At 61.7% G+C, this 26,794-nt stretch carries 19 protein-coding genes and 1 pseudogene; 13 read left to right on the plus strand and 7 right to left on the minus strand.

The genetic code is table 11. The annotated features are described in order from the left end of the window. Window positions 1-44 precede the first annotated feature (44 nt). Window positions 45-1,946, minus strand: a complete 1,902-nt coding sequence (locus tag AC1RLZ_RS00485) for a sigma 54-interacting transcriptional regulator (protein ID WP_493187046.1) — start codon at window positions 1,944-1,946, stop codon at window positions 45-47. Window positions 1,947-2,112: 166 nt separating this feature from the next. On the opposite strand from AC1RLZ_RS00485, the gene AC1RLZ_RS00490 reads away from it, so the two are divergent. The 4 genes from AC1RLZ_RS00490 (at window position 2,113) to cynS (ending at window position 5,931) form a co-directional block, all read left to right on the plus strand. Beyond that, window positions 2,113-3,498, plus strand: a complete 1,386-nt coding sequence (locus tag AC1RLZ_RS00490; protein ID WP_493187047.1) for a CmpA/NrtA family ABC transporter substrate-binding protein — start codon at window positions 2,113-2,115, stop codon at window positions 3,496-3,498. 154 nt (window positions 3,499-3,652) lie between these two features. Next, entirely contained in the window at window positions 3,653-4,492 is an 840-nt protein-coding gene (ntrB, locus tag AC1RLZ_RS00495) for a nitrate ABC transporter permease (RefSeq protein ID WP_493187048.1), read from the plus strand. Window positions 4,493-4,497: 5 nt separating this feature from the next. Beyond that, window positions 4,498-5,403, plus strand: a complete 906-nt coding sequence (locus AC1RLZ_RS00500; protein ID WP_493187049.1) for an ABC transporter ATP-binding protein — start codon at window positions 4,498-4,500, stop codon at window positions 5,401-5,403. A 39-nt stretch (window positions 5,404-5,442) separates the two neighbouring features. Beyond that, complete coding sequence (cynS, locus tag AC1RLZ_RS00505; RefSeq protein ID WP_092146678.1) at window positions 5,443-5,931, plus strand: cyanase; 489 nt, start codon at window positions 5,443-5,445, stop codon at window positions 5,929-5,931. A gap of 94 nt (window positions 5,932-6,025) precedes the next feature. On the opposite strand, the gene AC1RLZ_RS00510 is transcribed toward cynS, so the two are convergent. Beyond that, window positions 6,026-10,162: a HigA family addiction module antitoxin gene (locus AC1RLZ_RS00510; RefSeq protein ID WP_493187050.1), complete on the minus strand. Its 4,137-nt coding sequence runs from the start codon at window positions 10,160-10,162 to the stop codon at window positions 6,026-6,028. A gap of 301 nt (window positions 10,163-10,463) precedes the next feature. On the opposite strand from AC1RLZ_RS00510, the pseudogene AC1RLZ_RS00515 reads away from it, so the two are divergent. Continuing rightward, window positions 10,464-10,724 (plus strand): annotated as a pseudogene (locus AC1RLZ_RS00515) (helix-turn-helix domain-containing protein); the annotation flags it as partial. A gap of 15 nt (window positions 10,725-10,739) precedes the next feature. On the opposite strand, the gene AC1RLZ_RS00520 reads toward AC1RLZ_RS00515, so the two are convergent. After that, the gene (locus tag AC1RLZ_RS00520) at window positions 10,740-11,405 is read right to left on the minus strand and encodes a hypothetical protein (protein WP_493187051.1); all 666 of its coding nucleotides are present in this window, start codon (window positions 11,403-11,405) and stop codon (window positions 10,740-10,742) included. A gap of 162 nt (window positions 11,406-11,567) precedes the next feature. Here AC1RLZ_RS00520 and AC1RLZ_RS00525 point away from each other — a divergent pair, with 162 nt between their 5' ends. Then, window positions 11,568-12,590, plus strand: a complete 1,023-nt coding sequence (locus tag AC1RLZ_RS00525) for an LLM class flavin-dependent oxidoreductase (RefSeq protein ID WP_493187052.1) — start codon at window positions 11,568-11,570, stop codon at window positions 12,588-12,590. 69 nt (window positions 12,591-12,659) lie between these two features. On the opposite strand, the gene AC1RLZ_RS00530 is transcribed toward AC1RLZ_RS00525, so the two are convergent. From AC1RLZ_RS00530 to AC1RLZ_RS00540, 3 genes are all read right to left on the minus strand, one after another. Continuing rightward, window positions 12,660-13,685, minus strand: coding sequence for an extracellular solute-binding protein (locus tag AC1RLZ_RS00530; RefSeq protein ID WP_493187053.1), 1,026 nt, complete (start codon window positions 13,683-13,685; stop codon window positions 12,660-12,662). A 2-nt stretch (window positions 13,686-13,687) separates the two neighbouring features. Next, window positions 13,688-16,024, minus strand: coding sequence for a TonB-dependent siderophore receptor (locus AC1RLZ_RS00535; RefSeq protein ID WP_493187054.1), 2,337 nt, complete (start codon window positions 16,022-16,024; stop codon window positions 13,688-13,690). Window positions 16,025-16,412: 388 nt separating this feature from the next. After that, complete coding sequence (locus AC1RLZ_RS00540; protein WP_493187055.1) at window positions 16,413-16,736, minus strand: DUF1476 domain-containing protein; 324 nt, start codon at window positions 16,734-16,736, stop codon at window positions 16,413-16,415. A 354-nt stretch (window positions 16,737-17,090) separates the two neighbouring features. Here AC1RLZ_RS00540 and purC point away from each other — a divergent pair, with 354 nt between their 5' ends. The 7 genes from purC to AC1RLZ_RS00575 all read left to right on the plus strand — a co-directional run bounded on the left by purC (window position 17,091) and on the right by AC1RLZ_RS00575 (window position 25,647). Then, complete coding sequence (gene purC / locus AC1RLZ_RS00545) at window positions 17,091-17,858, plus strand: phosphoribosylaminoimidazolesuccinocarboxamide synthase (protein WP_086937119.1); 768 nt, start codon at window positions 17,091-17,093, stop codon at window positions 17,856-17,858. Between the two features lie 9 nt (window positions 17,859-17,867). Next, window positions 17,868-18,107 (plus strand): phosphoribosylformylglycinamidine synthase subunit PurS, encoded by a 240-nt coding sequence (gene purS / locus AC1RLZ_RS00550; RefSeq protein WP_493187056.1) that lies wholly within the window; start codon window positions 17,868-17,870, stop codon window positions 18,105-18,107. Between the two features lie 14 nt (window positions 18,108-18,121). Next, window positions 18,122-18,823, plus strand: a complete 702-nt coding sequence (gene purQ, locus AC1RLZ_RS00555) for a phosphoribosylformylglycinamidine synthase subunit PurQ (protein ID WP_493187057.1) — start codon at window positions 18,122-18,124, stop codon at window positions 18,821-18,823. After that, on the plus strand, window positions 18,820-19,794 hold the full coding sequence (locus tag AC1RLZ_RS00560) for a tripartite tricarboxylate transporter substrate-binding protein (protein ID WP_493187058.1): 975 nt from the start codon (window positions 18,820-18,822) through the stop codon (window positions 19,792-19,794). Before purQ ends, AC1RLZ_RS00560 begins: the two co-directional genes overlap by 4 nt. Before the next feature lie 249 nt (window positions 19,795-20,043). Next, window positions 20,044-21,621, plus strand: a complete 1,578-nt coding sequence (locus AC1RLZ_RS00565; RefSeq protein ID WP_493187512.1) for an amidase family protein — start codon at window positions 20,044-20,046, stop codon at window positions 21,619-21,621. Between the two features lie 114 nt (window positions 21,622-21,735). Further along, the gene (locus AC1RLZ_RS00570; RefSeq protein WP_493187059.1) at window positions 21,736-23,286 is read left to right on the plus strand and encodes a L,D-transpeptidase; all 1,551 of its coding nucleotides are present in this window, start codon (window positions 21,736-21,738) and stop codon (window positions 23,284-23,286) included. Between the two features lie 309 nt (window positions 23,287-23,595). Beyond that, the gene (locus tag AC1RLZ_RS00575) at window positions 23,596-25,647 is read left to right on the plus strand and encodes a DUF1217 domain-containing protein (protein ID WP_493187060.1); all 2,052 of its coding nucleotides are present in this window, start codon (window positions 23,596-23,598) and stop codon (window positions 25,645-25,647) included. A 109-nt stretch (window positions 25,648-25,756) separates the two neighbouring features. Here the strand turns inward: AC1RLZ_RS00575 and AC1RLZ_RS00580 are convergent, their stop codons facing one another. Next, on the minus strand, window positions 25,757-26,653 hold the full coding sequence (locus tag AC1RLZ_RS00580) for a LysR substrate-binding domain-containing protein (RefSeq protein WP_493187061.1): 897 nt from the start codon (window positions 26,651-26,653) through the stop codon (window positions 25,757-25,759). Window positions 26,654-26,794: the final 141 nt, after the last annotated feature.

The raw sequence follows: 26,794 nt of genomic DNA on the forward strand, positions 1-26,794 counted from the left end.
AGCGGGAGAAGGACGCACGGCCGGTGCGCCCTCTCGGCTGAGTGTCAGCCAGCCCGTCCGCGCCCCGCCTCGATCCCCAGCACCTTCATCCGCGACGCCAGCGTGGTCGGCTTCATGTCGAGCAGTTCGGCCGCGCCGCCGGGGCCGAACACCTTGCCGGATGTCGCGGCAAGCGCCGCGAGGATGTTGCTGCGTTCGTGATCGCGCAGTTCGGCTGAGGTCATCACCGCCGGCCGGGCGTCGGACTTCACGCGATGCGCGCCTGCGGCATGGTGCGGGCCGGGCGCATCGGGCAGGTCGATCCGCAGCCGGCCGTTCTGCGCCAGGATCACCGCGCGCTCGATGACGTTCTGCAACTCGCGCACATTGCCCGGCCAGTCGTAGCGCGACAGTTTTCGCGCATCGCCCTCGGATAGCCGCAGGTCCGACTGCAGCCGCTCGCTGAGCAGGAAGTGCTGCGCCAGCAGGGGAATGTCCTCGCGCCGGTCGCGCAGCGGCACCGATTCCACGGGAAACACGTTGAGCCGGAAATACAGGTCCTCGCGAAAACGCCCGCGCGCCACTTCCTGTTTCAGGTTGCGGTTGGTGGCGGCGATGACGCGGACACCGACGGAGCGGGTGCGCTCCTCGCCGACGCGCTCGAAATTGCCCTCCTGCAACACGCGCAGCAGCTTGCCCTGCAGCTCCAGCGGGATCTCGCCGACCTCGTCGAGAAACAGCGTGCCGCCATCGGCGAGCTGGAAGCGCCCGATGCGGTCGCGCACCGCGCCGGTGAAGGCGCCGCGCACATGGCCGAAGAATTCGCTCTCGAACAATTCGCGCGGGATCGCCGCGCAATTGACGCGGATCAGCGGCCGGTCGCGGCGGCCCGACGCTTCGTGGATCGCGCGCGCGATCAGTTCCTTGCCGGTGCCGGACTCGCCGGTGATCATCACCGCGGCCGTGGTCGGCGCCACCAGCTTGACCTGCCGCAGCGTTTTCTGGATCGCCTCAGACTGGCCGATGATGCCGCGCGGATTGGTCTCGATGCGGATTTCCTCCTGCAGATAGGCGTTTTCCAGTTCGAGACGCTCGCGCAGGCGATCGACTTCTGCCAGCGCGGCATGCAGCTTTTCATCGGCCTCGCGGCGCTGGCTGACATCGCGAAACACGATGACGGCGCCGACCACCATGTGGCGGTCGCGGATCGGGGTGGAGGTGTATTCGACCCAGACCGGCGTGCCGTCCTTGCGCCAGAACACTTCGTTGTCGACATTGTGCACGGCGCCGTCGCGAAACGCGGCATAGATCGGGCAGTCGTGATCGGGATAGTGGCTGCCGTCGTGATGGCTGTGATGCACGATGGGGTGGATTTCCTTGCCGACGAGTTCGTCCGCGGTCCAGCCCAGCATGCGCTCGGCGGCGGGATTGACGAAGGTGGTCTTGCCATCGGCATTGACGCCGTAGATGCCTTCGCCCGCCGCGCGCAGGATCAACTGGTTCTCGCGTTCGATGTCCTGAAACACCCGCTCGACGCGCTGCCACGCGGCAATGCCGCCGCGCATGTGATCCTCGGCGGCGGCGTCCACATGTCGGCGGCGGCGCTGTTCGAGATCGCTCATGGTAAGCAGCAGCAGACTGCGCTCGCCCTGCGGCACCAGCGATCCCGCATATTCGAGCTGCAACGCTTCGCCGGTGGCGTGGCGCGGCGTCAGCGTGTTGGTCCAGTAGGAGCCCTTGGCCAGCACCGCCTGGGTGAACACGATCAGCGCCGGCAACTGGCCCGCATGCAGCGCGCTGATCTTGATCTGGCGCAGCAGCGCGCGGTCATAGCCGAGCAGGGTGCAGGCGGCGGGATTGGCGTCGATGATCTGGTCGGCATGGGGATCGAGCAGCAGCGTCGGCTCGACCGAATAATCGAAGGCGATGGTGCGCAAATCAGGCGGCTGGGCCGTTGCCACATCCATCGGTGAAACTCCGAAAATTCGTAATCATCCTACGAATTTCCGTGTAGCACGAATTTTCGTAATCGCCAATGAAGGACCGAAATGCCTGCGGCGATTGGACATTCCAGCGCGCGCCGGGCTGGCACACTCCTTGCGTCATTGAGCCCAGCGTCACCGAGGAGGTCACATGTCCACATTCGACAATCCGTTCGATCCCGCCCGCCGCTTGCGCACTGGCGCCTGCAGCTGCGGCCAGCACGCCAGCCAGTCCGAGCATGAGGCCACGCTGCAGCTTCGCTGCGACATTCCCGAGAGTGAGGACAAGCGCTACGAGGGCGTTGTCGCCTCGGCGGTGATGCGCGCGGTGTTTCCGAAGGAGATCGCGCGCCGCGCGTTCCTGAAGTCGGTCGGTGCGTCCAGCGCGCTGGCGGCGCTGTCGCAGTTCTTTCCGATCAAGACCGCCACTGAAGTGTTCGCGCAGGGCGCGGGCAAGCTGGAAAAGACCGATCTCAAGGTCGGCTTCATTCCGATCACCTGCGCGACGCCGATCATCATGGCCGATCCGCTCGGCTTCTATAAGAAGCAGGGCCTCAATGTCGACGTGGTGAAGACCGCCGGCTGGGCCGTGATCCGCGACAAGACCATCAACAAGGAATATGACGCCGCGCATATGCTGGCGCCGATGCCGATCGCGATCTCGCTGGGCCTCGGCTCGCAGCCGATCCCCTATACGGTGCCGGCGATCGAGAACATCAACGGCCAGGGCATCACGCTGGCCATGAAGCACAAGGACAAGCGCGACCCGAAGGACTGGAAGGGCTTCAAGCTCGCCGTCCCCTTCGACTATTCGATGCACAACTATCTGTTGCGCTACTATCTCGCCGAGCACGGCATCGATCCCGACACCGATATCCAGATCCGCTCGGTGCCGCCGCCGGAAATGGTCGCCAATCTGCGCGCCGACAATATCGATGGCTTCCTCGCGCCCGACAATATCTGCCAGCGCGCGATCTATGACGGCGTCGGCTTCATGCATATCCTGTCGAAGGAAATCTGGGACGGCCATCCGTGCTGTTCGTTTGCGGCGAGCCGCGAATTCATCACCACGTCGCCGAATTCCTTCGCCGCGCTGACCCGCGCCATCGTCGATGCCACCGCCTATGCGTCCAAGGCGGAGAACCGCAAGTCGATCGCCGAGGCCATCGCGCCGGCCGCTTATCTCAACGCGCCGCCGGTGGTGCTGGAACAGGTGCTCACCGGCACCTATGCGGATGGTCTCGGCGGCATCAAGACTGACGCGAAGCGCGTCGATTTCGATCCGTTCCCCTGGCAGTCCTTCGCCGTGTGGATGATGACCCAGATGCAGCGCTGGGGCCAGATCAAGGGCGATGTGGACTACAAGGGCGTCGCCGAACAGATCTATCTCGCCACTGATACCGCCAAGGTGATGAAGGAGATGGGCCTCACGCCGCCGGCGACCGCCTACAAGTCGTTCGCCGTGATGGGCAAGACCTTCGATCCCGAAAAGCCGAAGGAATATCTGGCGAGTTTCAAGATCAGGAAGGCGATGTAAACGATGGCGCGCGCTGGATTCTTCACCTCCCCCTTGAGGGGGGAGGTCGACGATACGAAGTATCGTCGGGAGGGGGTGAGGGCCGCGCCGCTGTCACCCCACCCCGGCTGCTTCGCAGCCGACCTCCCCCTCTAGGGGAGGGTGGAGACCACACATGACCTTCTCCCTTCGCTTCCGCGCTGCCGTCGTGTCCATCGCGATCTTCCTCGCCTTCATCGGCGTCTGGCATCTCGCCACGCGTTCGACGGCGGCGACCACCACCATGTCGCCCGAATACGCCAGGCTGATGGGCATCACAGCCACGCAGGGCAAATCCGCCATGCCGGGCCCGCTCGATGTCGGCGCCAAACTCTGGGACCATCTCAAGCGGCCATTCTACGACAACGGGCCGAACGACAAGGGCCTCGGCATCCAGCTCGCTTACTCGATCGGCCGCGTCGGGCTCGGCTATCTCATCGCTGTCATCGTCGCGATCCCGCTCGGCTTCCTGATCGGCATGTCGCCGCTGATGAACAAGGCGCTCGATCCCTTCATCCAGGTGCTGAAGCCGATCTCGCCTTTGGCCTGGATGCCGCTCGCGCTCTACACGATCAAGGACTCCTCGCTGTCGGCGATCTTCGTGATCTTCATCTGCTCGGTGTGGCCGATGCTGCTCAACACCGCCTTCGGCGTCGCCGCCGTGCGCAAGGAATGGATCAATGTGGCGCGTACGCTGGAAGTCGGCACCTTCCGCCGCGCCTTCACGGTCATTCTTCCTGCAGCAGCACCGACCATTCTCACCGGCATGCGCATCTCCATCGGCATCGCCTGGCTGGTGATCGTCGCAGCGGAGATGCTCGTGGGCGGGACGGGGATCGGTTACTTCGTCTGGAACGAATGGAATAATTTATCGATTACAAATGTTATAATAGCTATTTTACTTATCGGTTTGGTCGGCATGCTGCTCGACCAGATCCTCGCACGCTTCACCCGCATGGTCACGTTTCCGGAGTGAATGCGATGACGACCAAATTCATCTCCATCGAAGGCATCGCCAAGCGCTATCCGGCGTCATCAGGCAACGGCGCCACCACGATCTTCGAGGACCTCTGGCTGTCGATGCCATCGGGCGAATTCGGCTGCATCATCGGCCATTCCGGCTGCGGCAAGACCACGGTGCTGAACATCCTCGCCGGGCTCGATGAGCCCAGTGAAGGCACCGTCATCGTCGACGGCCAGGCGATATCCGGCACCAGCCTCGACCGCGCGGTGATCTTCCAGAGCCACGCGCTGCTGCCGTGGCTGACGGTCATGGGCAACATTGCCTATGCGGTGTCGTCGAAATGGCGCAAGTGGGACAAACAAAAAGTCCGCGCCCATGCGCAGACCTATATCGACAAGGTCGGCCTCACGGGCAGCGAGCACAAGCGGCCATCGGAACTGTCCGGCGGCATGAAGCAGCGCGTCGGCATCGCGCGCGCGCTGTCGATCACGCCGAAGATCATGCTGATGGACGAGCCGTTCTCGGCGCTCGACGCGCTGACGCGGGGGACGCTGCAGGACGAGGTGCGGCGCGTGACGCTGGAGACCGGCCAGACCACCTTCATGATCACCCATGACGTGGACGAGGCCATGTATCTCGCCGACAAGATCTTCCTGATGACCAACGGCCCCGGCGCCGTGCTGGCGGAGATCGTCGAGAACCCGCTGCCGCGGGATCGCTCGCGCATCGATCTGCACAAGCACCCGCATTATTACGCGCTGCGCAACCACATCATCGATTTCCTGGTGACGCGCAGCAAGAGTTTCACCGCCACCACGCCGCACCACGACCCGCGCCATGTGCCGGTGGTCCGGCCCGCATTCCCCGAGGCGCCACTCACTGAAACATCGGTGATGCCGTCTCTTCACAGCGCGACGCGCTAGCCGCGTCACCCGAAGCCTCAAGACCGAAGGAGAACCATCATGCTGCGATCCGACCTCACCGAAAAGCTGCTCGACATCAAGCGCGAGAAGGAATGGACCTGGAAATATATCTGCGAGCAGATCGGCGGCTACAGCGAAGTGCTGATCGTCGGCGCCATTCTCGGCAACATGAAGCTGACCAAGCCGCAGGCGGCCAATGCCGGCGAGCTGTTCGGCCTCTCGAAGAGCGAGACTGCGATGCTCAACGAGATCCCGATGCGCGCCGAAAACGTGCAGATGCCGCCGCAGGATCCCCTGATCTATCGCTTCTACGAGATGGTGATGGTGAACGGCCCGGCCTGGAAGGCGCTGATCGAGGAGGAATTCGGCGACGGCATCATGTCGGCGATCGATTTCGACATGGTGATGCAGCGCATCGCCAATCCCAAGGGCGACCGCGTGCAGATCACGATGTCCGGCAAGTTCCTGCCCTACAAGTATTACGGCGCGACGGGCAATGTGCCGGAATATGGGTTCAAGGAGGGGTAGGGAGCGCGCGATCGTCGACCTTCTCCCCGGTGGGGGAGAGGTCGACGCGCAGCGCGGCGGCTTGGCGCGACCGTATAGATTGAGGGCGAAGTGACTATGGGAGTCGACGTCTAATGCTAGCTTCGGTGTCTTCGTTACTAGCTTGACGGTCGTAAGTGCTTGCAAGCCCCATGAGAAGCTTCGACGCAACAAACGGATGCGACGATTGAAGCGCTAGACCCCATTTGCGATATTTCTCCGCCAGCTCTCTTTCCTGATCGCCGCCTTCGCCGCGCCAGACAACTCCCCGCGAGTTGAAAACTCCGGTATGTGCGCCTTGCATCATCTCTTCGGATTGGATCTCTTCCATCACATCTCGTACCGGCTCACATGGCCAAAGACCATCTTTGCCGACTGGTGCGTTCGCCAGCATTTTGCCAATGCATTGGTCAGCGACATTCGCGCGGCCTAAGTCGGCACTTGCCTCCCGCACAGTAGTAATCCACTTGGCCAGCCGGTCGGCCCTTAGATCGCCGAGATCGTCATGGCCGGGAATTCGGTTCATCGCTTCGAGCAGTTTATAGCCGCGCTCAGCCATGTCTTTCACGCGACCATCCGGCACCTGGAACTCGATCGGGTCAGTCGCGCCGTCTTTTCTCTTGTACGTCCAAACGACAGCCTGCACGAAAAGCTCGGGATGCAATTCGATATACTGTTCGAGATTTGGGACACCGTAACTGTCCGGGCGGTTGTCCCACATGCGCGCTAACACGTCTATGAATGCAAACTCCAGGCCAGCTTTCTGATCTAATGTTAGCACGGCGCTGGAGTTCAAATGCTTGAACGCTGCTTCAATGTGGTAGTGCTCGAGCCTATACTCGCTGGGCTTGTCGTCGCCACCCGCAGCCATGTCGGACAATAGACGATATAGAACTTGTGCATCGATCTTCTGTGGCTCAAGGCGGATGCAGGCAAACGCGGCGCGAGGTCGCTTTGCCTTTAGCAAGCGCTCTACAGCTTCGTTATTTTCGGTATCGGAGTGGGGGTTCCAGTCGGCCGCCACATCGTTCCAATATTTTCTCTGTCCTTCCATACCAAGCAAATCTACGAGCTTCCAAGTACTGCTAGAGAAAGGAGCGAGGACAAGAAGGCTCGCCGTATCTTCGTCAGTCTGGCTCGCTGCAACTGCATGCATGACACGTGCCCGTCTCTCGTCATCCGAAATTGCCGCGGTTGCTCCAGCGATGAGATTCTTAAACGAATGGACACTTTCCTTGCCTTCCAAAATTGGCTTTAAAGCTAAGCGCAACAGTTCTACAAGCTGCGTCTCAGTGAAAAAGTTGCCTACAGCCACGAGAGCACCGATCTGCCAAGACGCTTTTCCACGTTCAGAAAGCTCAATCAGCCCGGCCATTCCACGCTGCGCAAATACGTCGGATAGAGCGTCGGCACGCATTTTTTGAATACGTTCACCGCGTTTGGCGTAATCCATATTTTGAATGTCTTCGATTTCTTCCGCAGACTCATCAACCCAAGTGTCCCGGAAGAGCCAGCTATATTTGTTGAGAACGTCGGTCGGCTCGAGAGCGGCATAGGCGGCCTTGGCGGCGGTAACCAGAGCAGCCGCTTTGATGTCTTTCTTCGATCGAAGCGCTGCGCGACGAGATAGTGTAGAAACGCGGATTTTCTCGCGCATTAAGGCTTTATCTGTATCGCTCGCTTTATCATTTGCCCATGTCTCGACGAGCGACCACACGCATGCTTGGTGTTCATTTGATAGGTCTCTAAGTCGAGCTATGAGGTCACTAAGTGTATTTAACGAATGCTCTTTCCAACTCAGCGCCATCTCTATCATCTCGCGCTTGAAGTCGAGAATTGGTCCCCATGTGGGGAATGGCTCGCCGAAGCCATATCCATCCGGACGCCAGCGTGGCTTATGGCTATAATGTCCGACGCGATGGCTATCGCCAAACTGGGCTACGCATATTTTCCAGGCAACATCTGGAAATCGCTGTGCAAGGGTCTTCATCAAACGCACGCGCGTATCGTGGTCAGCTGCTGTCTGCGGCATCCATGCGCTGAATATAGACTCCAAGGAGTTGGTCGGTTTGTTCACCCAGTTGTCGTTGATTTCAACCTGTGAAAGTCGAGCTAAAATAAACGCAGCTCGTGGTAATGTCTGAGGGTTCCAAGACAGTCCCTCCAGAGCCCAGAGCAGCCCAGTACGACTGGGGCTGCGTCCAAATATGCCTGTATCCGCGGGACGTAGCAGGCCGAGCAACGCGGGCTCGTCGGATTTCAAATCGCGCTCGAGAATAGACAGAAATTCTTCGGGCACTGCCTCTGCATATGTGGGGAGATCGCGATCATTCGCTTCCAGTATGCGGGTTGTCAGCGGCGTCCGTAGCAGCTCACGCACAACAAGTAACGCCTCTCGCTCCGGATCAATCCCAAGGCGCCTCCTGAAAAGGTGTTCGCCATGGATCGCCAGCAGAACTAGCGTCTCGGATATGCCCTCGCGGAACGCGCCCGAGAATTCACGGGTCTTGCCGTGAATGGCCGCTGCCCACCGCTTGTCTTCTTCGAGGTCCAGGCTCGGATCGTCCTCTCCGAGGACCATGCTGGCCACCTCGAAGTAACGTTTCAAGTCATTAGCCGTAACTACTTTCGCAATGGCGTAAAGAAGATCAATCTTTGATATGACACCGCGATAAGTGCCAATCGACCAGACCGGCGAATCATTAAGCTGAACTAAGCTTTGAAGCTCTTTTTCGAGTTGCTCATACAGGGCGTCATTCGCAAGTAATGAGAGTCCGAGACGATCAGCTTCGTTCGTGCTTTGCCATGCGCCGACGAACAAAAACGGTATGAGGCTCATTGCCGTCTTATGGTTTTCTGCCCAGTGCGGGATTCGCACAGCGTCAACCGTCGCAAGACGGCGGCGCAACACCGTCAGAGAGCGGCCCGATTCATTGGTGAGACGTTTGATTTCGTCTCGGTCTTTACTCATCTCTTCGAGAGCCTTGTTGAAGGTCTCGTAGTTTGCAGGCTCCAGGACGATATCTGGCTCGGTAGTCACAGCGTTGCGTGGGTAAACCACAATAGAGTGCATTGATCGCGCGTAAGGACCGAGCTCGCGCTCAACATCTCTTGTAAACGCAACGGGGATAAACGTTTGCGCGCCTTGCGCCAGTCGCGGTAGCACGCCGATCCTGTCAAACACCAATACCCTGTCGCGGTATGCGACTAGATCGTCGCCACCACGTTCGCCAAATATTTGGGACAGAAACGCCAATGCTTCCTCGGTGGAGTCTGCAGCGATGACGATTGGCCGGTCTGCTGGTTTGGAGAGATGCGAAAGCATCGTCCGCTTGGTCGCCTCAATTGCAGAACTGAATAGGGCGCCTGTTAACGGCGGGCTCGCGACGTTCGCCCAATCAGCCCAGCACTTGTCCAGCGAGCGAACATCGTCTGCAGGAATGTTGGTCTCGTTCGCAAACCAAGCCTGTCCCGGAAGGGACTGCTCAATCCACTGCTCAAGGTCGCTTGCGTCATAGGCACGAACATCTTTCCAGTGCCTCTCTGCTTGAGCGTCCTTTACCCAGGCGTCTTTGCCGGGCCAGCGGCGCGGAGTTACAAAGACAAAGGTTGTCTCGCTGCGTTCCTTTTCGTCGGTCGCCTTCGTACTCTTTTTGAAGTCTTTGTCGGCTTTGGCCTTGATATTCTCATTCACGCCGAATTCCCAGCCAGATGGTCCAGCTGGTATCCAAGTTGTAGCTTCGTTCGTTTCAATGAAGCCATCCCAGCCCGGGCGTTCGGCGTCGTCGTTGCCTGGAAAATTTACTTTTGCCAGCCCGCGTCCAGTCGAATGCGCCAGCGTTCGCAGAAGAACCGAGAGTCGCGTCCGTGCTGGAATGTTATGAGTGGCCCAAGCCTCTATTTGGTTGGCCTTAATGCTGAGAAAGGGCGGCACGTATGCTGTTGCGGCCGCTGGAGCTTCCTTCTTTTTTGCCTGCGCAGCATCGTACTTTGCCTGCATCTCAAGTAATTCTTCGCGCGAATGCTTTTTGAAGGCCTTTTCTAGCCGCGCGGCCATTTCCGCGGACAATGCGGCGTTGCCGTTCAGCAAATTGGAGAGTGCGGGGCGTCCGACACCTGCCAGTTGGGCCGCTTTCGTGACGGACATTCTAGGTGGGATGACCTCAGCTTTAATGCGAACTCCCGGGTGCTGGATGTCGTCGCCGCTTGGCATTGAGTTCTCCATTTTTTCTCATAGATAACGGCACAAGCCACGCACGCCTTCCCCCTGCGAGAGGTTCCGGTCGCGTGGCTGGTTCACGCCTCAAAACCAAAGAGGCAGCCAGCACCCGCCCTACGTGCCGTTCGCCGCGGTCGCGTGGGCGGGTTCTTGCCCCTGTACCAAGAGGGCAGCCGCAAGGACGTGTAGCCCGTAACGCTACACAGTACAATAAGTTAAAATTCCTAAATGACTTGCTCAACAGCACGGCAAGACCGATCAAGACGCCCCAATCCCGTCATGCCATACCCGCTGCATGAACACGCCTCGGCCGAAACCTCCTGATCTCGTCGCCGTTCTCACCTGGATCGAGCAGCATCTCGACGAGCGCCTGAGCGTCGAGACCATCGCCGCGCGCGCGAACCTCTCGCCCTATCATTTCTCGCGGCTGTTCTCCGCGCATATGGGGCGGGGCGTGATGGCGCATGTGCGCGGGCGTAGGCTGGTGCGCGCGGCGCAGCGGCTGATGGCCGATCCCGATTTGCGTCTTGTCGATCTCGCGCTCGAGTGCGGCTTCGACTCGCAGGAGGCGTCACCTCCGCCTGCTCCCCCGTGGCCGCAGGGCCGGATGATCCCGCTCCGGCGGCGTATGCGCCGCTTCCAGCAGCGCCATCGCGTCATCCGGAATCTGTGTCACGTCGACGCCGCCGCGGCGCATCTCCTTCAGCGCGGTGCGGATTGCAGCGTCGCGCTCCATCATCTCGCGGCCGGTGCGCGCGGGCATGTCGACGTGGCGGCGCGGGTGCCGGCGGCCCATGGCCTCCAGCCGCGCCATCTTCAGCATCTGCAGCGCCTGCATCAGGCGGTCGATGTCGACGTCGGGCTGCGCTTCCAGCTCGCGCACGGCGCGCTCCGCCAGCGCGTGAAGCCGCTCGGCGAGTTTGCGCAGCTTGAGTTTCTGCGAGGCGCGGGCGGAGGGCACCGTGTCGGTGGCGCGCGGCGCGAAGAGCGGGCGCTTCCAGCCGCCATCCCGCGTCCAGCGGCAGATCGAGGCGCGGCCGACGCCGGTCTGCTTCGATATCTCGCCATAGGTCAGCACCGTCGTCTCGATCAGGCGGCGCACCTGCGCGCATTTGGCATCCCCGTGCGGCCGCTTTGAGCCGCGTACCCGCGGGCCGCCCACAAAGGCATCCGGCGCCTCGGGCTCATCGGGCGTCACGCGAAGGCGGAGGATGGAATTGTAGAGGGGATATGACATGAATAAGAATATATGCCTTGATGGCGTCGGGCGCAAGGCGGCCGTGCAGGTGCCTGCCGGCCATGCCCGTCCGGAAACGATGCGTTTCCATCGTTTCCCTTTTCTTGCGCCAATTCGGGCCTAGATAGGAGTGCAACCAACCCACCCTGAGCACCCCATCCCATGAAGAATATCGGCTTTCTCTCCTTCGGCCACTGGACCCCGTCGGCATCGTCGCAGACGCGCTCGGCGGGCGATGCGCTGCTGCAATCCATCGATCTCGCGGTCGCCGCCGAGGAGCTCGGCGCCGACGGCGCCTATTTCCGGGTGCATCATTTCGCCCGTCAGCTCGCCGCACCGTTTCCGCTGCTGGCCGCCGTCGGCGCGCGCACCAGCAAGATCGAGATCGGCACCGCCGTGATCGACATGCGCTACGAGAACCCGCTCTATATGGCGGAGGATGCAGGATCGGCCGATCTCATCAGTCGTGGCCGGCTGCAGCTCGGCATCAGCAGAGGCTCGCCGGAGCAGGTGATCGACGGCTATCGCTATTTCGGCTACGTGCCGCCGGAAGGTTCGACCGATGCCGACATGGCGCGGCGGCACACCGAGGTGTTTCTCGACGTGTTGCAGGGCAAGGGCTTTGCGCAGCCCAATCCCAACCCGATGTTTCCGAACCCGCCGGGGCTGTTGCGGCTCGAGCCGCATAGCGAAGGCCTGCGCGAGCGCATCTGGTGGGGCGCCTCCACCAATGCGACGGCGGAATGGGCGGCGAAGCAGGGCATGAACCTGCAGTCGTCGACGCTGAAGATCGACGAAAGCGGCAAGCCATTCCATGTGCAGCAGGCCGAGCAGATCCGGCTCTATCGCGACGCCTGGAAAGCGGCGGGACACACGCGTGACCCGCGCGTCTCCGTGAGCCGCAGCATCTTCGCGCTGGTGGACGACCGCGACCGCGCTTTTTTCGGCCGGGGCAATGAGGGCGAGGACAAGGTCGGCTACCTGCACGGCACCGAGCGCGCCATCTTCGGCCGCAGCTTCGCGGCGGAGCCGGATGCGCTGATCAAGCAGCTCAAGGGGGATGAGGCCATCGCGGAAGCAGATACGCTATTGCTGACGGTGCCCAATCAGCTCGGCGTCGATTACAATGCCCATGTGATCGAGGCGATCCTGAAGCACGTGGCGCCCGGCATGGGCTGGCGGTGATCTCTTTTCCCTCCCTCAAGCGGCGAAGCCGCGCAGCGGGGAGGGAAAAGAAAGACCGCGCTTGGCGCACTACTTCTCAAACCCAACCTTTTTGATCAGCGCAATCGCCGCCGTCTGGCTGGCCGCGATCTGATCGATCGCAAGCTTGTCGCTGGGAAACGTCCCCATCGCGGCCACCAGCGGCGCGCTTTCGGCGCCTGCGGTGACCGGATATTCGAGCTCCGCAGCGGCGTAGATTTTCTGCGCCGCCGGTGTCACCAGGAATTCCAGAAATGTCAGCGCGGCGGCGCGATGCGGCGCGTGTTTCGCCAGCGCCGCGCCGGTGAGATTCACATGGGCACCGCCGCCCGCGAATGTCGTCGGCACCGTCTTCACGTCATTCGCCCAGATCGTCCACTCCGCGCCCTCGCGGCCGTCGCGCAATTGCGCCAGCGCCACGGTGTTGGCGAGGCCGATGCTGCAGCGGCCTTCGGCAAGCTGGCGGATGACGTCATTGTCCTTGCCTTCCGGCGCATGTGCGAGATTGGCCTTGATGCCGCGCAGCCAGGCTTCAGTGGCGTCGGCACCGTGATGCACGAGATAGGCCGCGATCAGCGCGACATTGTTCTGATGCAGTGGCGAGCGGATGCAGAGCTGGCCGCGAAAGCGGGGATCGGCGAGGTCCTCGTAACGGATCGCGCCCTGTGGTGAGTCGTTGCGCACCACGACCACGCGCGGCCGCACCGACAGGCTGATCCACTCCGCGCCGCGCAGTTGCTGCGGGATCGCGCTGTCGAGCAGGGCAGAGGCCGTCGGCTGCGAGAGGCCGTTCGCGGCGAATTGCGAGGTCTTGTCGAGGCCGATGGTCATCAGCACATCGGCGGGGGATGTGTCGCCCTCCGCCTTCATGTGCTTGACCAGATTGTCGGCGATGTAAGTGAGCTTGACGGTGATGCCGGTCGCCGCCGTGAACGAGGCAATGACCGGCTCAACGAGCTGCGGCTCGCGCGTCGAATAGAGATTGATCTCCTCCGCGTGGCTTGCGGCCACGCCGAAGGAAAGCCACGCCGCGGCCAGCGCAATCAGTCCTGCAGTGGTGCGACGTGGCATGGTCATGATCAGAACTTCACCGTTGCCGCCAGCGAGAAGCGGCGGGCATCGCCGATCGCCACGTTCAGATTGTTGACCGCCGAGGGATAATACACCTTGTTGAACAGGTTCTTGACGTTGAACTGATAGATCACCGGCAGGTTCATGTATCTGGTCTCATAGGTCGCGAAGGCATCGGCGACCACATAGGAGGGCAGCACGAAAGTATTGGCGGCATCGCCGGCACGATCGCCGACATAATGTCCGCCGGCGCCGAGCCGCAGGCGACCGGGCAGTGTCGTGCCGAAGTCGTAGACAAGATAGAGCGACGAGGTATTCAGCGCGACATTCTGCAACTTCTTGCCGAGGAAGACGGGGTCTTCCGTGACGCGGGCATCGGTGTAGCCGTAGCTGCCGATCATGCTCCAGTTGTCGGAGAGGCGGCCGGTGACATCGAGCTCGATGCCGCGCGAGCGCACCTTGCCTGCGGCTGTCGCCTCCTGAAACCCGGTGCTGGTGTTGAGCTGCGTGACGAGGACGTTCTTCTTCTCGATGTCGTAGAAGGCGAGCGTGCCGGAAATCCGCTTGTTGTCGTATTTCAGGCCGGTTTCCCACTGCGTGCCTTCTTCGGGCGCGAAGCCCGACGTGACGACGAAATTCGGCAGCGCAGTGTTGAAATTCGCGATCACCGAGGTCGGCTTCAGCGACTGGGTGTAGCTGACATAGGTGGAAAGTTCGTCGGTGATCTTGTAGATCACGCCGCCGAGCGGCAGCACCTTGTCGCCGCTGAGATTGGTGTTGGTGATGAAAGGCCGCGCCTTGCCGGCCAATTGCGCGTAGTTGATGTAGCGCACGCCGCCGACCACCGAGAGCTGGTTGGTCAGGTGCAGCGTGTCCTGAAAGAACAGGCCCTGGGTATCGAGCTTGTCGGTCTGGTCGCTGTCCGCCGCCGAAATCGTCGTGCCCGGCAGCATCGTGCCATAGACCGGATTGTAGACGTTGAACGTGCCGACGGTCTGTCGCTCCAGATCCTTGCGATAGATCACGCGGCGCTGCGCATCGCCGCCGAACACCACGTCGTTCTTCAGGCTGCCGAGCCAGAAGCTGCCCTGCACATAAGCGGTGCCATAGCTGTCATTGGTGAGGGCGCCGTAGGTGCCGTCATTGCTGCGCGTGGTGACGCCGGTGACCGGGTTGACCGCCGTGTTGCGCAGCTGCGCGGCATTGTAGGTTTCGACATTGTAGCTGTAGCCCGCATAGATCTTCCAGTTCTCGTTGATCTTCTGGTCGACCGAGATCTGGGTGAGGTCGGAGGAGCCCCACATGCTGTTGAAGGGCTCGTCGATGCGGCGTGTTGCCGGAATGGCGAGCGGTGTCATCGTGCGGGTGTCGAGCGCAGTGCCGCGGTCGAACGGCGAATAGAAATCGCGGTGTTCGTAGTTGAACTGCACCGTGGTGTTCTCGCCATACCAGGCCAGCGACGGCGCGTAGAGCGTCTCCTTGCGGGTGCCGAAATTGCGCCAGTAATCCTCGTTGACGCCGTAGCCAATGAAGCGATAGGCGAGGCCGTCCTGGCCGATCGGGCCGGTAATATCGATGGTCGCATTGGCGCCGCTGCGCGAACCATAGGTCGCGCCTTCCAGCGTGACTTCACCGTGCTGGTAAAGCTCCGGTCGCTTGCTGATCGTGTTGACGATGCCGCCGGGATCGATGATGCCGTAGAGCAGCGATGCCGGACCCTTCAAGACCTCGACGCTTTCGACCGCTGCGGTGAGCGCGCGGCCCTGCACCAGGGGCATGCCGTTGCGCATGATCGAGCCGTCGCGGTTGTCGCCGAAGCCGCGGCGCATGACGGCATCCTGGGTGCCGGCGAGCGTATTGGTCTGGGTGATGCCGGAGATATTGACCAGCGCGTCGTCGAGATTGCGCGGCCGCTGATCCTTGATCACCTGTTGCGGCACGACGTTGACGGTCTGCGACGTATCGAGCGCCGAGGTTGCGCCGCGCAGCGTGGTCGCATTCGGCATCGCGCGGTAGCCAAGGATCTGTTCGTATTTCGCTGCGGCTGCGGCGATGGCGCGTTCGGTCGGCGTCGGCGGGGCCGGCGGCGGATTGGCGTTGCGCCGGGCGGCAACGGTGCGGGCGCGGCGCTGGGGCGTGTTCGCCGCGCGGGCGGGCCGGCGCGCTTGCGTGGGCGACTCCACGGTGACAGGCGGCAGGGCCGTACTCGATTGTGCGTTGGCGACCGACAGGTCGGTGAAGAGATCGCCCAGCAGGAACGTCGCGCCGATCAACCAATACGCGCGGCGCACCCTGAAGATGCTGCGTGCGTTGCTGTCGAGATTGCAATGGTTGTCCGTCGTCACGTTGCGTCGCCTTCGCGTTTGAGAAACCTGCGCAGGCGATCTAGCAGTAGCTTTGAACGAAAACTTCGAATGGGAGGTTGAATAGCTCTAAAGCGGCGAGATTGGCGAGCCTGTGTGTCCTGGATGATGCAGTCGCAAGGTCAGCCGCGGCCCGATTGAACAATCGACGTGCATTCCGAGCAATTTACAGCACGCGCATGCGTGGCGTCGTCGGCACGCTGTGCGACTCTGTTTCAGAATTTGCACATCGCAATTCGGAATTTTGAGTCAGGCCCAGCGAGTCTGGAACGTTTCAAAAGACAAGAGCCGCGCCATCAAACGATGCGCGGCTCCGTGGGGCGTCGCGAGTTGCAGCGAGATGTCTCGCTGCAACTCATGGCTGCGGATCTCAGATGCCCGCCTTCACCTGCGCGACGGCTTCAGCGGTCAGCTGATCCATCTTGTCGCGCAGTTGCGGTTCGGTGATCGCGACGCCCTTGGCGCTGAGATCGGCGAGCACCTTGCGCACCACGTCGCCGTCGCCGGCTTCCTCGAAATCGGCCGCGACGACGTCCTTGGCATAGGCGGCGGCCTCGTCGCCGGACTTGCCGAGCTGTTCGGCGACCCACAGGCCCAAGAGCTTGTTGCGGCGGGCCTCGGCCTTGAATTTCAGGCTTTCATCGAGCGCAAACTTGTTCTCGAAGGCGTCGCCGCGCTTGTCGAATGATGACATGGTTAAGGTTCCCGTCGGGTTGGTGGGCGGTCGAAACGGCGTTGTAAACGCCGGTTCGCAGCTTAGATAAGGGCGAGATACCGTTGGAACAATCGGCCGCAAGGTCGCAGGCGAGGCGGTATCGGGCAGTGCTTATTGGACAAGGCTGCGCGAGGCTGGGGTAAACCCCCGCCGGGCGGGCCGGGTCGATTGTAACGCCGGGGCTGATCGGGTAGGTTGCCGGCAGGCCCGGTTCTTGTTCTGTTTCCCGTACTGATTCCGGTTCTTGGCCTTCACGGCAGCTCCGTCGTGGGTCGATCCCGTTATTCGGAGCACACCACATCCATGGATTTCAACAACACCCGGTACATCCCCATGAGCCGTCGACGTCGCATTTATGAAGGCAAAGGCAAGGTCCTGTATGAAGGTCCGGAGCCCGGTACCTTGATCCAGCACTTCAAGGACGATGCGACCGCGTTCAATGCCAAGAAACACCAGGTGATCGAGGGCAAGGGCGTCCTCAACAACCGGATTTCGGAATACCTGTTCCAGCATCTGAACGACATCGGCGTACCGACCCATTTCATCCGCCGCCTCAACATGCGCGAGCAGCTGATTCGCGAAGTCGAGATCGTGCCGCTGGAAGTGGTGGTGCGTAACGTCGCCGCCGGCTCGCTGTCGCAGCGCCTCGGCATCGAGGAGGGCACCCAGCTGCCCCGCTCGATCATCGAATTCTATTACAAGAACGACCAGCTGAACGACCCGATGGTCTCGGAAGAGCACATCACGGCCTTCGGCTGGGCCACGCCGCAGGAAATCGACGACATCATGGCGCTCGCCATCCGCGTCAACGACTTCCTCACCGGTCTCTTCCTGGGCATCGGCATCCGCCTCGTCGATTTCAAGATGGAATGCGGACGCCTGTTCGAGAACGACATGATGCGCATCATCGTCGCCGACGAGATCTCGCCCGACTCATGCCGGCTGTGGGATATCAAGTCGAACGAGAAGCTGGACAAGGATCGTTTCCGCAGGGATCTCGGCGGCGTGCTGGAGGCCTATACCGAGGTCGCCAAGCGTCTCGGTATCCTGGCCGAAAACGAACGCCCGATGGGCACCGGTCCGGTATTGGTCAAGAGCTGAGGAATCGACGTGAAAGCGCGTGTTACGGTTACATTGAAAAACGGCATCCTTGATCCGCAGGGCAAGGCCATCGAAGGCGCGCTGAAGTCGCTCGGCGTCGATGGCATTGCCTCTGTGCGGCAGGGCAAGGTGTTCGACATCGAACTGAACGGCGCCGACAAGGCGAAAGCCGAAGAGGTGCTGAAAGCCGCAGCCGACAAGCTGCTGGCGAATACGGTGATCGAAAACTATCGCGTCGAAGTGCTCTGAGCCAGGTTATCGCTATGAAATCCGCCGTTCTCGTCTTCCCCGGAATCAACCGCGAACGCGACATGGCGCGGGCCCTGAAGCTCGTATCGGGCCAGGAATCCACGATGGTCTGGCACGCCGAGACGGCGCTGCCCAAGGGCACCGATCTCGTCGTCGTGCCCGGCGGTTTCTCCTATGGCGATTACCTGCGCTGCGGCGCCATTGCGGCGCGCTCGCCGGTGATGGATGCGGTGCGGGCGTTTGCGGCCGATGGCGGTCTCGTCATGGGCGTCTGCAACGGCTTCCAGATCCTGTGCGAGTCCGGTCTCTTGCCGGGCATCCTGATGCGCAATGCCAAGCTGAAATTCCTCTGCCACGACGTGCATCTGCGCGTCGAGCGTTCCGATACGGCGTTCACCCGCGGCTACAATGCCGGTCAGGTGATCCGCGTGCCGATCGCCCATGGCGAGGGCAATTACACCGCCGATGCCGAAACGCTGAAGCGCCTCGAAGGCGATGGCCGCGTGCTCTATCGCTATTGCTCGCCGACAGGTGAAGTTGGCGATCTGCACAACATCAATGGCGCCGCCGCATCGATTGCCGGCATTGTCAGCGAGAAGGGCAATGTGCTCGGCATGATGCCGCATCCGGAAAACCACGTCGAAGACATCATGGGCTGCACCGACGGCCGCGGTCTGTTTGCAGGCCTCGTCGAGCATCTGGAGCGCGCTGCGTGATCGCCGCTGTGGCGCGGCTGTCGACGCTCGCCGCAACGCTTGCGCTCGTGCTGGGCACGAGCGTCCCGGCATCCTCCGACGACTATCCCAAACGCCCTATCACCATGATCGTGCCCTTTGCGGCCGGCGGCACGTCGGACGTGATTGCACGTGCGGTCGCCGAGCAGATGGCGGCGGTGCTGGGCCAGACCATCATCATCGAAAATGTCGTCGGCGCCGGCGGCTCCACCGCGCTGGCGCGGGCGGCGCGCGCGACGCCGGACGGCTACACCATTGCCATCGGCAATGCCGGCACCAGTGCGGCCACCTACACGATCTATCCGAAGCTGTCCTTCACGCCGGACTCCTTTGCCTCCATCGGCATGGTGGCCAAGACCTTCGGCGTCGTGGCGCTGCGCAAGGATTTCCCGGCGACTGATCTCAAGGGCTTCATTGCCTATGCCAAAGCCAATCCAGGCAAGGTCAATCTCGGCCATGCCGGGATCGGCTCGTCGAATTACCTGATCTGCAAGAGCTTCGTGCAGGCCGCCGGCATCGATGTCACGCTGGTCGGCTATCGCGGCGCGGCGCCCGCGCTCACCGATGCCATCGGCGGCCAGATCGACGGCATCTGCGATTCCGCCGCCTCCGTCTCGCAGGCCATCGACGACAAGCTCGTGAAGGGCATCGTGGTCGGCTCGACGGTGCGGCTGGCGACGCTGCCCGATCTGCCGACATCGGCGGAAGCAGGGCTGCCCGAATTCGAGGCGCAGGGCTGGAACGGCCTGTTCGCGCCGAAGGGCACACCGCCAGAGATCATCGCCAAGCTGAACGCCGCTGCTCGCGCGTCGGTTGAAAGCGATCTCGTGAAGAAGCGTTTCCACGATCTGTCGACCGTGGCGCCCGATGCCAATGAGCATGCACCGGAGGTGCTGCTGCAATTGGTGACGCGCGATGTGGCGAAGTACAACAAGCTCCTGCAGGACAAATAGGCGAAGGCATTCAGCCAGGCCGCTCGCCTTCTTTCTCTTCACTCCCTGTCGTCATCATCCGGCTCCCTAGCGGAGGCATGACCGGACGATGGTTCGGTTCGATGCATGAATCCGTTCAGCAGGGATGCTTGCCGGACATCTTGCATTGCGCTCGATCATTCAGCTTGGCAGGCTGCGCAGAGTTGATCGTGCGCGGAGAGAATCGTGGCCAAGGCATCTGCAAAGACGAAACACGCAAAGACGAAATCGGTGAAGAAGACCGCAGCGCGGGCATCTGCAGCGCCCAAGGTTGCGGCGAAAGCCAAGCCCGTGGCCAAAGGCGCGGTGTCGGCGAAGTCGGGCGCAAAATCGCAAAAATCCGTTTCATCCAAGACTCTTGCCCCTAAGCCTGTCGCCCCCAAGGCGCGCCTTCCAAAGGGGCCGGTCTGGCAATGGTCGGCCGTGGACACGGCAGCGGCCATCGCGTCCGGTATGGTGTCAGCAGTCGAGGTGACTGAGGCGCATATCGCGCATATGCATGCGGTGAATCCGAAACTCAATGCCGTGGTCGTCGATCTGTCGGACGAAGCGTTGCGCGCGGCGCGCGCTGCGGACAAGTTGCGCAAAGGCGTCGACCGCGGTGCGCTGCATGGTGTGCCGATCACCATCAAGGAAAACGTCGACTACGCAGGGCGCCCGAACCCGAACGGCGTGCCCGCGCTGATGAGCGTTGTCGCGCCGTCGGATTCGCCGGTGGTCCGCAATCTGAAGAAGGCCGGCGCCATCGTGCTCGGCCTCACCAACACGCCCGAATTCTCGTTCCGCGGCTTCACTGACAATCCGCTCCACGGCCTGACGCTCAATCCGTGGCGCCCGGACATCACCTGCGGCGGCTCATCGGGCGGCGCCGGTTCGGCCGTCGCGGCCGGCATCGGCACCATCGCGCATGGCAACGACATCGGTGGCTCGCTGCGCTGGCCGGCACACTGCAATGGCGTCACCACCATCAAGCCGACGCAGGGCCGCATTCCTGCCTTCAACGAAAGCGCGACAGCCGAGCGTCCGATGCTGGCGCATCTGATGTCGGCGCAGGGCCCGCTGGCGCGTAGCGTCGCCGATGTCAGGCTCGCGCTCGGTGTGATGAGCCAGCGCGATCCGCGCGATCCCTGGTGGGTACCGGCACCGCTCGAAGGACCCAAACCGAAGGGCCCGATCAAGGTGGCGCTGGCGAAAATGCCCGCCGATATCAACGTTCATCCCTCTGTCACGGCGGCGCTGCGACAGGCTGCCGACCATCTCGAACGCGGCGGCTACCGCGTCACCGAGGTGGAGGTGCCGGACATCAACGGCGTCTGGCAGACCTGGTGCGACATCATCACCAACGAGACCATGGCGCTGCAGGAAGCCAAGATGCTGCCGGTGACGTCCGAGGACTTCCACAAGGCGTGGGGCGGCATCAAGGCCAAGGCCAATCCGCTCGACATGGTGGGCTGGATGAATGCAACGGCCGCGCGTAGCAGTCATATACGCGCCTGGCAGATGTTCTTCGAGGACTATCCGGTGGTGCTGGCGCCTACGTCCGTTCAACCGACGCCGGGACCACGCGCCGACACAGAGAGCCCTGAACGCACACGCGAAATCTTCTGGAATGACCTGCGTTTCATCTCGGCGATCAACGTGCTCGGATTGCCCGGCGCGGTGGTGCCGGTCGCCTTGCATGATGGAAAGCCGGTCGGCGTGCAGCTGATTGCAGGACGTTATCGCGAGGACCTCGCTCTCGATGCAGCCGCAACGATCGAGAAGCGGGTCGGCATGCTGGTGCGGGAACTGTGGAGTCGAGCGGATTGATCGCAGCGATCTTCCTCCCGCACGCTTGGGCGTATATGAGAGGAATTGTCACATCGCGATATCGCGCCTGTTCGTTGCAAGCTGGGAGCAGGCGCCTCCAAACCGGGGCATTGTATGGCAAACCCATCCATGACGGCGCAATTCAACATGCCGATGCGGCCTCGGCGGCCTGCCGTCCTTGCTGGGCTTGCAATCGCGGTCGCGCTCGTGGTGCCGGCCGCCGATGCCGCTGCAAAGCAGGCGCGTCCCGCCCGCGTCGTCGAGGCGACCGCCCCGCGCGAGGCAGGCGAGCCGATCATGGCGATTGTGTCGATCAAGAGTCAGCAGGTCACGTTCTACGATGCCGATGGCTGGATCGCGCGCGCGCCGGTGTCGAGCGGCGTTGCGGGACGTGAAACCCCGGCCGGGGTGTTCGCTGTTCTCGAGAAGGACAAGGACCATCGCTCGACCATGTATGACGATGCCTGGATGCCGAACATGCAGCGCATCACCTGGAACGGTGTCGCGCTGCATGGTGGTCCGCTGCCCGGCTATGCCGCGTCGCATGGCTGTGTGCGGATGCCTTACGGCTTTGCCGAAAAGCAGTTCGACAGGACACGGATCGGGATGCGGATCATCATCTCGCCGATCGATGCGGTTCCGGTCGAGTTGTCCCACCCGGCGCTGCTGGTGCCGAAGGCCGAGGCCCTCGCGGCCGCTCCGGGGCGTGCCGAGACGCTGACCCGCGAGGCCACAGAGGCTGCCAGAGTGGCCGACGAAACGAAGAAAGCCGCCGCATCGGCAGCACGGGAGGCAAAGCCGCTCGCCGCAGGACTGCGCAAGCTGCAATCGCTGAAGGCGCGCGCCGACGCCGAGCTTATCTCCGCCGACAAGGCGCTCGCTGCCGCAAAGACCGATCAGGCCAGGATGCGAGCCGAGGATGCGAAACAGAAGGCCGCTGCCAGGGCGGCTGAGTTGGGCGCGCAGTTCGAGACTGCCAGGTCCGATGCGACGTCGAAGCTCGATGCCTCCAGCGCTGCAAAGGACGCTGCCAAGGCGGCCGAGACCAGAAAGGCGACCACTGCCAGGGAGGCGAGCGACGCAAGGCTCGCGGTCGAGCCGGTCTCGATCTATATCAGCCGCGCGACGCAGAAACTCTACGTGCGCCGAAACACGCATAAGCCCGCGCCGGACGGTGGCGGTGAGGTGTTCGATTCGAGCATCGAAGTTCCGGTCACGATCCGGGATCCTGACAAGCCGATTGGCACGCATGTGTTTACGGCGATGGCGCGCAATGAAACGGGCCTGCGCTGGAGCGCCGTCACGATCGACCATGGCGACGGTGCCAGGAATGCGCTCGACCGCATCAGCATCCCGCAGGAGGTGCTCGACCGTGTCGCGCCGACCGCTTTGCCGCGGTCATCGATTGTGATCTCCGACGAGCCGCTTAGCAGCGAGACCAACTATCGCACCGAATTCGTTGCGGTGCTGAGCAACCAGCCGCAAGGCGGGTTCATCACGCGCAAGCCTACGGCGCCGCCGACCGACCTTATGGCGAGCAGCGATGACGGCGACGATGATGGCTTCAGCTCGTTTTTCCAGCGCGGTTGGGACTCCCAACCCGGCAATGCGCGCCGTCGCGGCGGTCAGAACAACGCTCCGGTACAGCGGGGATGGTGGCAATAGGCGCCATGGCGCGCGCCTCTTTGCGCCAACGGCATCGAAGACGGCAACGGCGACGCGCCGTGCGCAATCGGCGTCCGGCATTGTCTCGCGGCACATAGCGAACACCTTTCACTCAGCGACTTCGCTACCCGTCACGTGTAGCGCCCGTGGCGAGGTGTCGAAGGTGCGGATGAACGCGCGCCGCATCCGTTCGCGGTTGGCCAGCCGGGGCGCAAGTGTCCGGCCCGGCTGGCAATGAGGGCGAAGCTGGCCAGCTTCAGACAACCCAGAGAGCATATTCTCGTAAAAACGAACGAGGATTGCATCGCGATGGTGTCGACATATGCCAATTACAATTCCGTCGTGCGCAATCTCGGGCAGTCGATGACGCGCGTGGCGCTGCAGCCCGACGTGACACGCGAGGCCACCTATTACAGGGACAATATCGGCAAGGTGAAGACCGCCGACGACCTTCTGAAGGACTATCGTCTCTATCAATACGCGATGAAGGCCTATGGTCTCGAGGACATGGCTTATGCCAAGGCCTTCATGAAAAAAGTGCTGGATAGCAATCTTTCCGACGCCAACAGCTTCGCCAACAGACTGAATGACAAGCGCTACCGGGAATTCGCCGCCGCCTTTTCGTTCAATGGCACCGGCACATTTGTCGCCCAGTCCGGCCATCAGACCGATGAGATGATCGGTCTGTATACGACAACGGCGAAGCGACAGGTCGAGGCCATCGATGACGACACTCGCCACTACAATGTCGCGATCGGCAAGATCGGGAACGTGGACGAGCTTCTGAACGATGATCGCCTGCGCAGCTATGTGTTCTCGGCGTTCGGAATCGATGACAGCCGGTGGTCGCGTGACACGATCCGGCAGGCCATGAACAGCGACCCCGCCGACCCCAACAGCTACGTCAATACGGTCTGGGTTTCCCAGCTCGACGATATCGAAGGCAAGATTACCAAAGCCAATGCGGATATCGTCGACGCCAATGCCAAAATCGCTAGCTATACCGCGCAACTCTCGCAGCCCGGCGCCGATCTCAACGATTTGCGTGCAAAAATTGTGATGGAGAAAAGCCGTGTGGTGAAGAACACGGGTAATATCATCAGTTCCAATGACGCGATCACCATGATCGGCCGATATCTCGATCTTGCCCGCGCTTTCGAGTTTTCGCCGGACGGCACGCTGCCATCGGGCGTCGCCGCGCAGACCGACGCAAATCGTGCAAGCACGAACGAGCGTTTCGTGAACAGCAAGGGAGCAGCCTATCTGGCGGCAGACGAGGAAAATGCAAGCCTGATGACCAGGCTGTTCCGGGCCGGTATTTCCAATCTGAAGTCGGTCGATGCATTCGTAAAGACGCCGAGCGTGTATAATTTCGCGCTGAAATCGGTCGGTCTCGATCCCGAGAAAGTCTCCGCGGCCACCATCAAGGCCGTCCTCAAAAGCGACCCGACCAATCCGAAGAGTTACGTCTATACGCTCAAGGACGACCGATATGTCCAGCTCGCGCGCGCCTTCAATTTCGACGGCAAAGGCAATCTGACGACGTCACTGGTGGCGCAGGGAACTGCGGAAATCAGGCAGACGGCGAAGAACTACATCATCGCAAAGACGCGATTTGCAGACGAAAAGGACCAGGTCGCGCTTCGGGCCGCGGCCGAGAAGGATGCCGTCTATTACCAGAACACGATTCCCGACATCGGCAGCGTGTCGGACCTGCTCGCCAACCGGAAAATGGTCGATATCATCCTCGTTGCGCGAGGTTTGCAGCCCGAGAAGGTCAGCAACGATTTTCTCAGCAAGATCTTCAATTCCGATCTGAGCGATGCCAAGAGTTTCGCTAACACGCAGAGCGATCCTCGCTTCGCCGAAATCGCAGCCTCGTTCAATTTCGACAGGAACGGCAACGTCGCCCGTCTTGCGCCGATTGGTCCGCAGACGCGTGACCAACTGCTGGAGACGCAGAACAACTATCTCCAGCAAAGCCTCGAAACGCAGCAGGGTGAGGTCAATCCGGGCGTGCGCCTGGCGCTCTACTTCCAGCGCAAGGCTGAAAGCATCACATCAGTTTACGACATCCTGGCCGACAAGGCGCTCGCGGAAGTGTTTCGTACGACTTTCAATCTGCCTGATACTGTGGGTGCCATGAATGTCGATCAGCAGGCCAAGGTCGTGCAGAAGTATCTCAACCTGAAGGATCTCGCGGACCCCGCGAAACTGGCCAAATTGCTCAGCCGCTTCTCCGTGATGTATGACCTGAAGAATGACAGCGGGACGTCGTCGCCCGCCCTTGCCATCCTGCAGGGCTCCGGCACCGGCATCGGTGAATCCACATTCCAGGCGATCGCGCGTAGTCAGCGCTGAGGAACGACAGATCCCGCGATCACGGAGCCGCGGCAACCTCGATCGCCAGCCGCGCCGGTTTACTCCGCCGCCAGCGCTCTTCGCGCAATGCCGACCCCACTATTGTTCGCTACAATGCGCGAGTGGCTTGAGTGCTCTTGGTCGTCTTGCGGGCTATCGCCATGAAAGCGCGCGCCGCCGCCGTCTGGTAGCGATGGGCGTCCCATAGCAAGGCTCCGGAACGGCGTATCCACGGAGGTCCGATCGGAATGATCGCAAGGTCTTTGCGGGTGTTCAAGCTTCGGTCGGCAAGAACCGTCGGCAGTCCTCCCGATTTCGCAAGTTCGATCAAGGCCTCCACCGAGTTCATCTCCACGCGCACGTCGAGCTGTATATCGCTTGGCAGTGACTGGTCGAGAATGCGGCGGGTTGCAAAGGCGGTGGTCAGGAGTGCCAACGGGCGGCGGGCGAGCGCCGGCAGCGTGATCGACTGTTGCCGCGGGTGATTTTGCGACTTGGCAAGCACCAGGACGAGCCGCTCCTCGAACAACAGATCGACGCCCAATTCCGGGTGCTGGGGCGGCGCGAAAGCAATCGCAAGATCGAGATCCCCGGACAGGATGCGTTGCTCGACATCGCTTGCGGAGCCGACCTCCACGCTGAGCCGAACGTCGGGGTATTTCTCGCCGAAACTGCCGATGAGCTTCGGCAGGAATGTTGTGCTGTAGGTATAGATGACGCCGATCCGAAGCGTGCCGGTCATGCCGCCTTCCAGCTCGGCTATCGCGGTGCGTGCGGCGTCAGTCTGAACCATCAGACGCTGCGCATGTTCGCGCAGTGCATGTCCTGTCTCGGTCAGTTGCATGCCCTGGGGCGTCCGGTTGAACAAAACGGTGCCGAGGTCTTGCTCGAGGGCGCGTATCTGCTGCGACAGCGTCGGCTGGGCGACGCCGAGGACTTCCGCGGCCTTGGCCATGCGCTTGTGGGTGGCGATCGCCAGAAAATAGCCGAGCCGTCTGGGGTCCATGGCCAATTACATTCTTCTATCGCATCTATAGTTTCAACTGTGTTGGCCTATCACGCGTCTCATGCCAGTGTTTGTCAATATCCGACCTGGCCGGCATGCATTTGTGCCGCCGTCGCAACATAAGAACCGACCGGGAGGCTT

Source organism: Tardiphaga sp. GW822-FHT04G09 (assembly GCF_058800725.1).

Coding starts and splice junctions, on each gene's coding strand:
- AC1RLZ_RS00485 (WP_493187046.1), bottom strand. CDS start 1,946: ATGGATGTGGCAACGGCCCAGCCGCCTGATTTGCGCACCATCGCCTTC.
- AC1RLZ_RS00490 (WP_493187047.1), top strand. CDS start 2,113: ATGTCCACATTCGACAATCCGTTCGATCCCGCCCGCCGCTTGCGCACT.
- ntrB (WP_493187048.1), top strand. CDS start 3,653: ATGACCTTCTCCCTTCGCTTCCGCGCTGCCGTCGTGTCCATCGCGATC.
- AC1RLZ_RS00500 (WP_493187049.1), top strand. CDS start 4,498: ATGACGACCAAATTCATCTCCATCGAAGGCATCGCCAAGCGCTATCCG.
- cynS (WP_092146678.1), top strand. CDS start 5,443: ATGCTGCGATCCGACCTCACCGAAAAGCTGCTCGACATCAAGCGCGAG.
- AC1RLZ_RS00510 (WP_493187050.1), bottom strand. CDS start 10,162: ATGCCAAGCGGCGACGACATCCAGCACCCGGGAGTTCGCATTAAAGCT.
- AC1RLZ_RS00520 (WP_493187051.1), bottom strand. CDS start 11,405: ATGTCATATCCCCTCTACAATTCCATCCTCCGCCTTCGCGTGACGCCC.
- AC1RLZ_RS00525 (WP_493187052.1), top strand. CDS start 11,568: ATGAAGAATATCGGCTTTCTCTCCTTCGGCCACTGGACCCCGTCGGCA.
- AC1RLZ_RS00530 (WP_493187053.1), bottom strand. CDS start 13,685: ATGACCATGCCACGTCGCACCACTGCAGGACTGATTGCGCTGGCCGCG.
- AC1RLZ_RS00540 (WP_493187055.1), bottom strand. CDS start 16,736: ATGTCATCATTCGACAAGCGCGGCGACGCCTTCGAGAACAAGTTTGCG.
- purC (WP_086937119.1), top strand. CDS start 17,091: ATGAGCCGTCGACGTCGCATTTATGAAGGCAAAGGCAAGGTCCTGTAT.
- purQ (WP_493187057.1), top strand. CDS start 18,122: ATGAAATCCGCCGTTCTCGTCTTCCCCGGAATCAACCGCGAACGCGAC.
- AC1RLZ_RS00570 (WP_493187059.1), top strand. CDS start 21,736: ATGGCAAACCCATCCATGACGGCGCAATTCAACATGCCGATGCGGCCT.
- AC1RLZ_RS00575 (WP_493187060.1), top strand. CDS start 23,596: ATGGTGTCGACATATGCCAATTACAATTCCGTCGTGCGCAATCTCGGG.
- AC1RLZ_RS00580 (WP_493187061.1), bottom strand. CDS start 26,653: ATGGACCCCAGACGGCTCGGCTATTTTCTGGCGATCGCCACCCACAAG.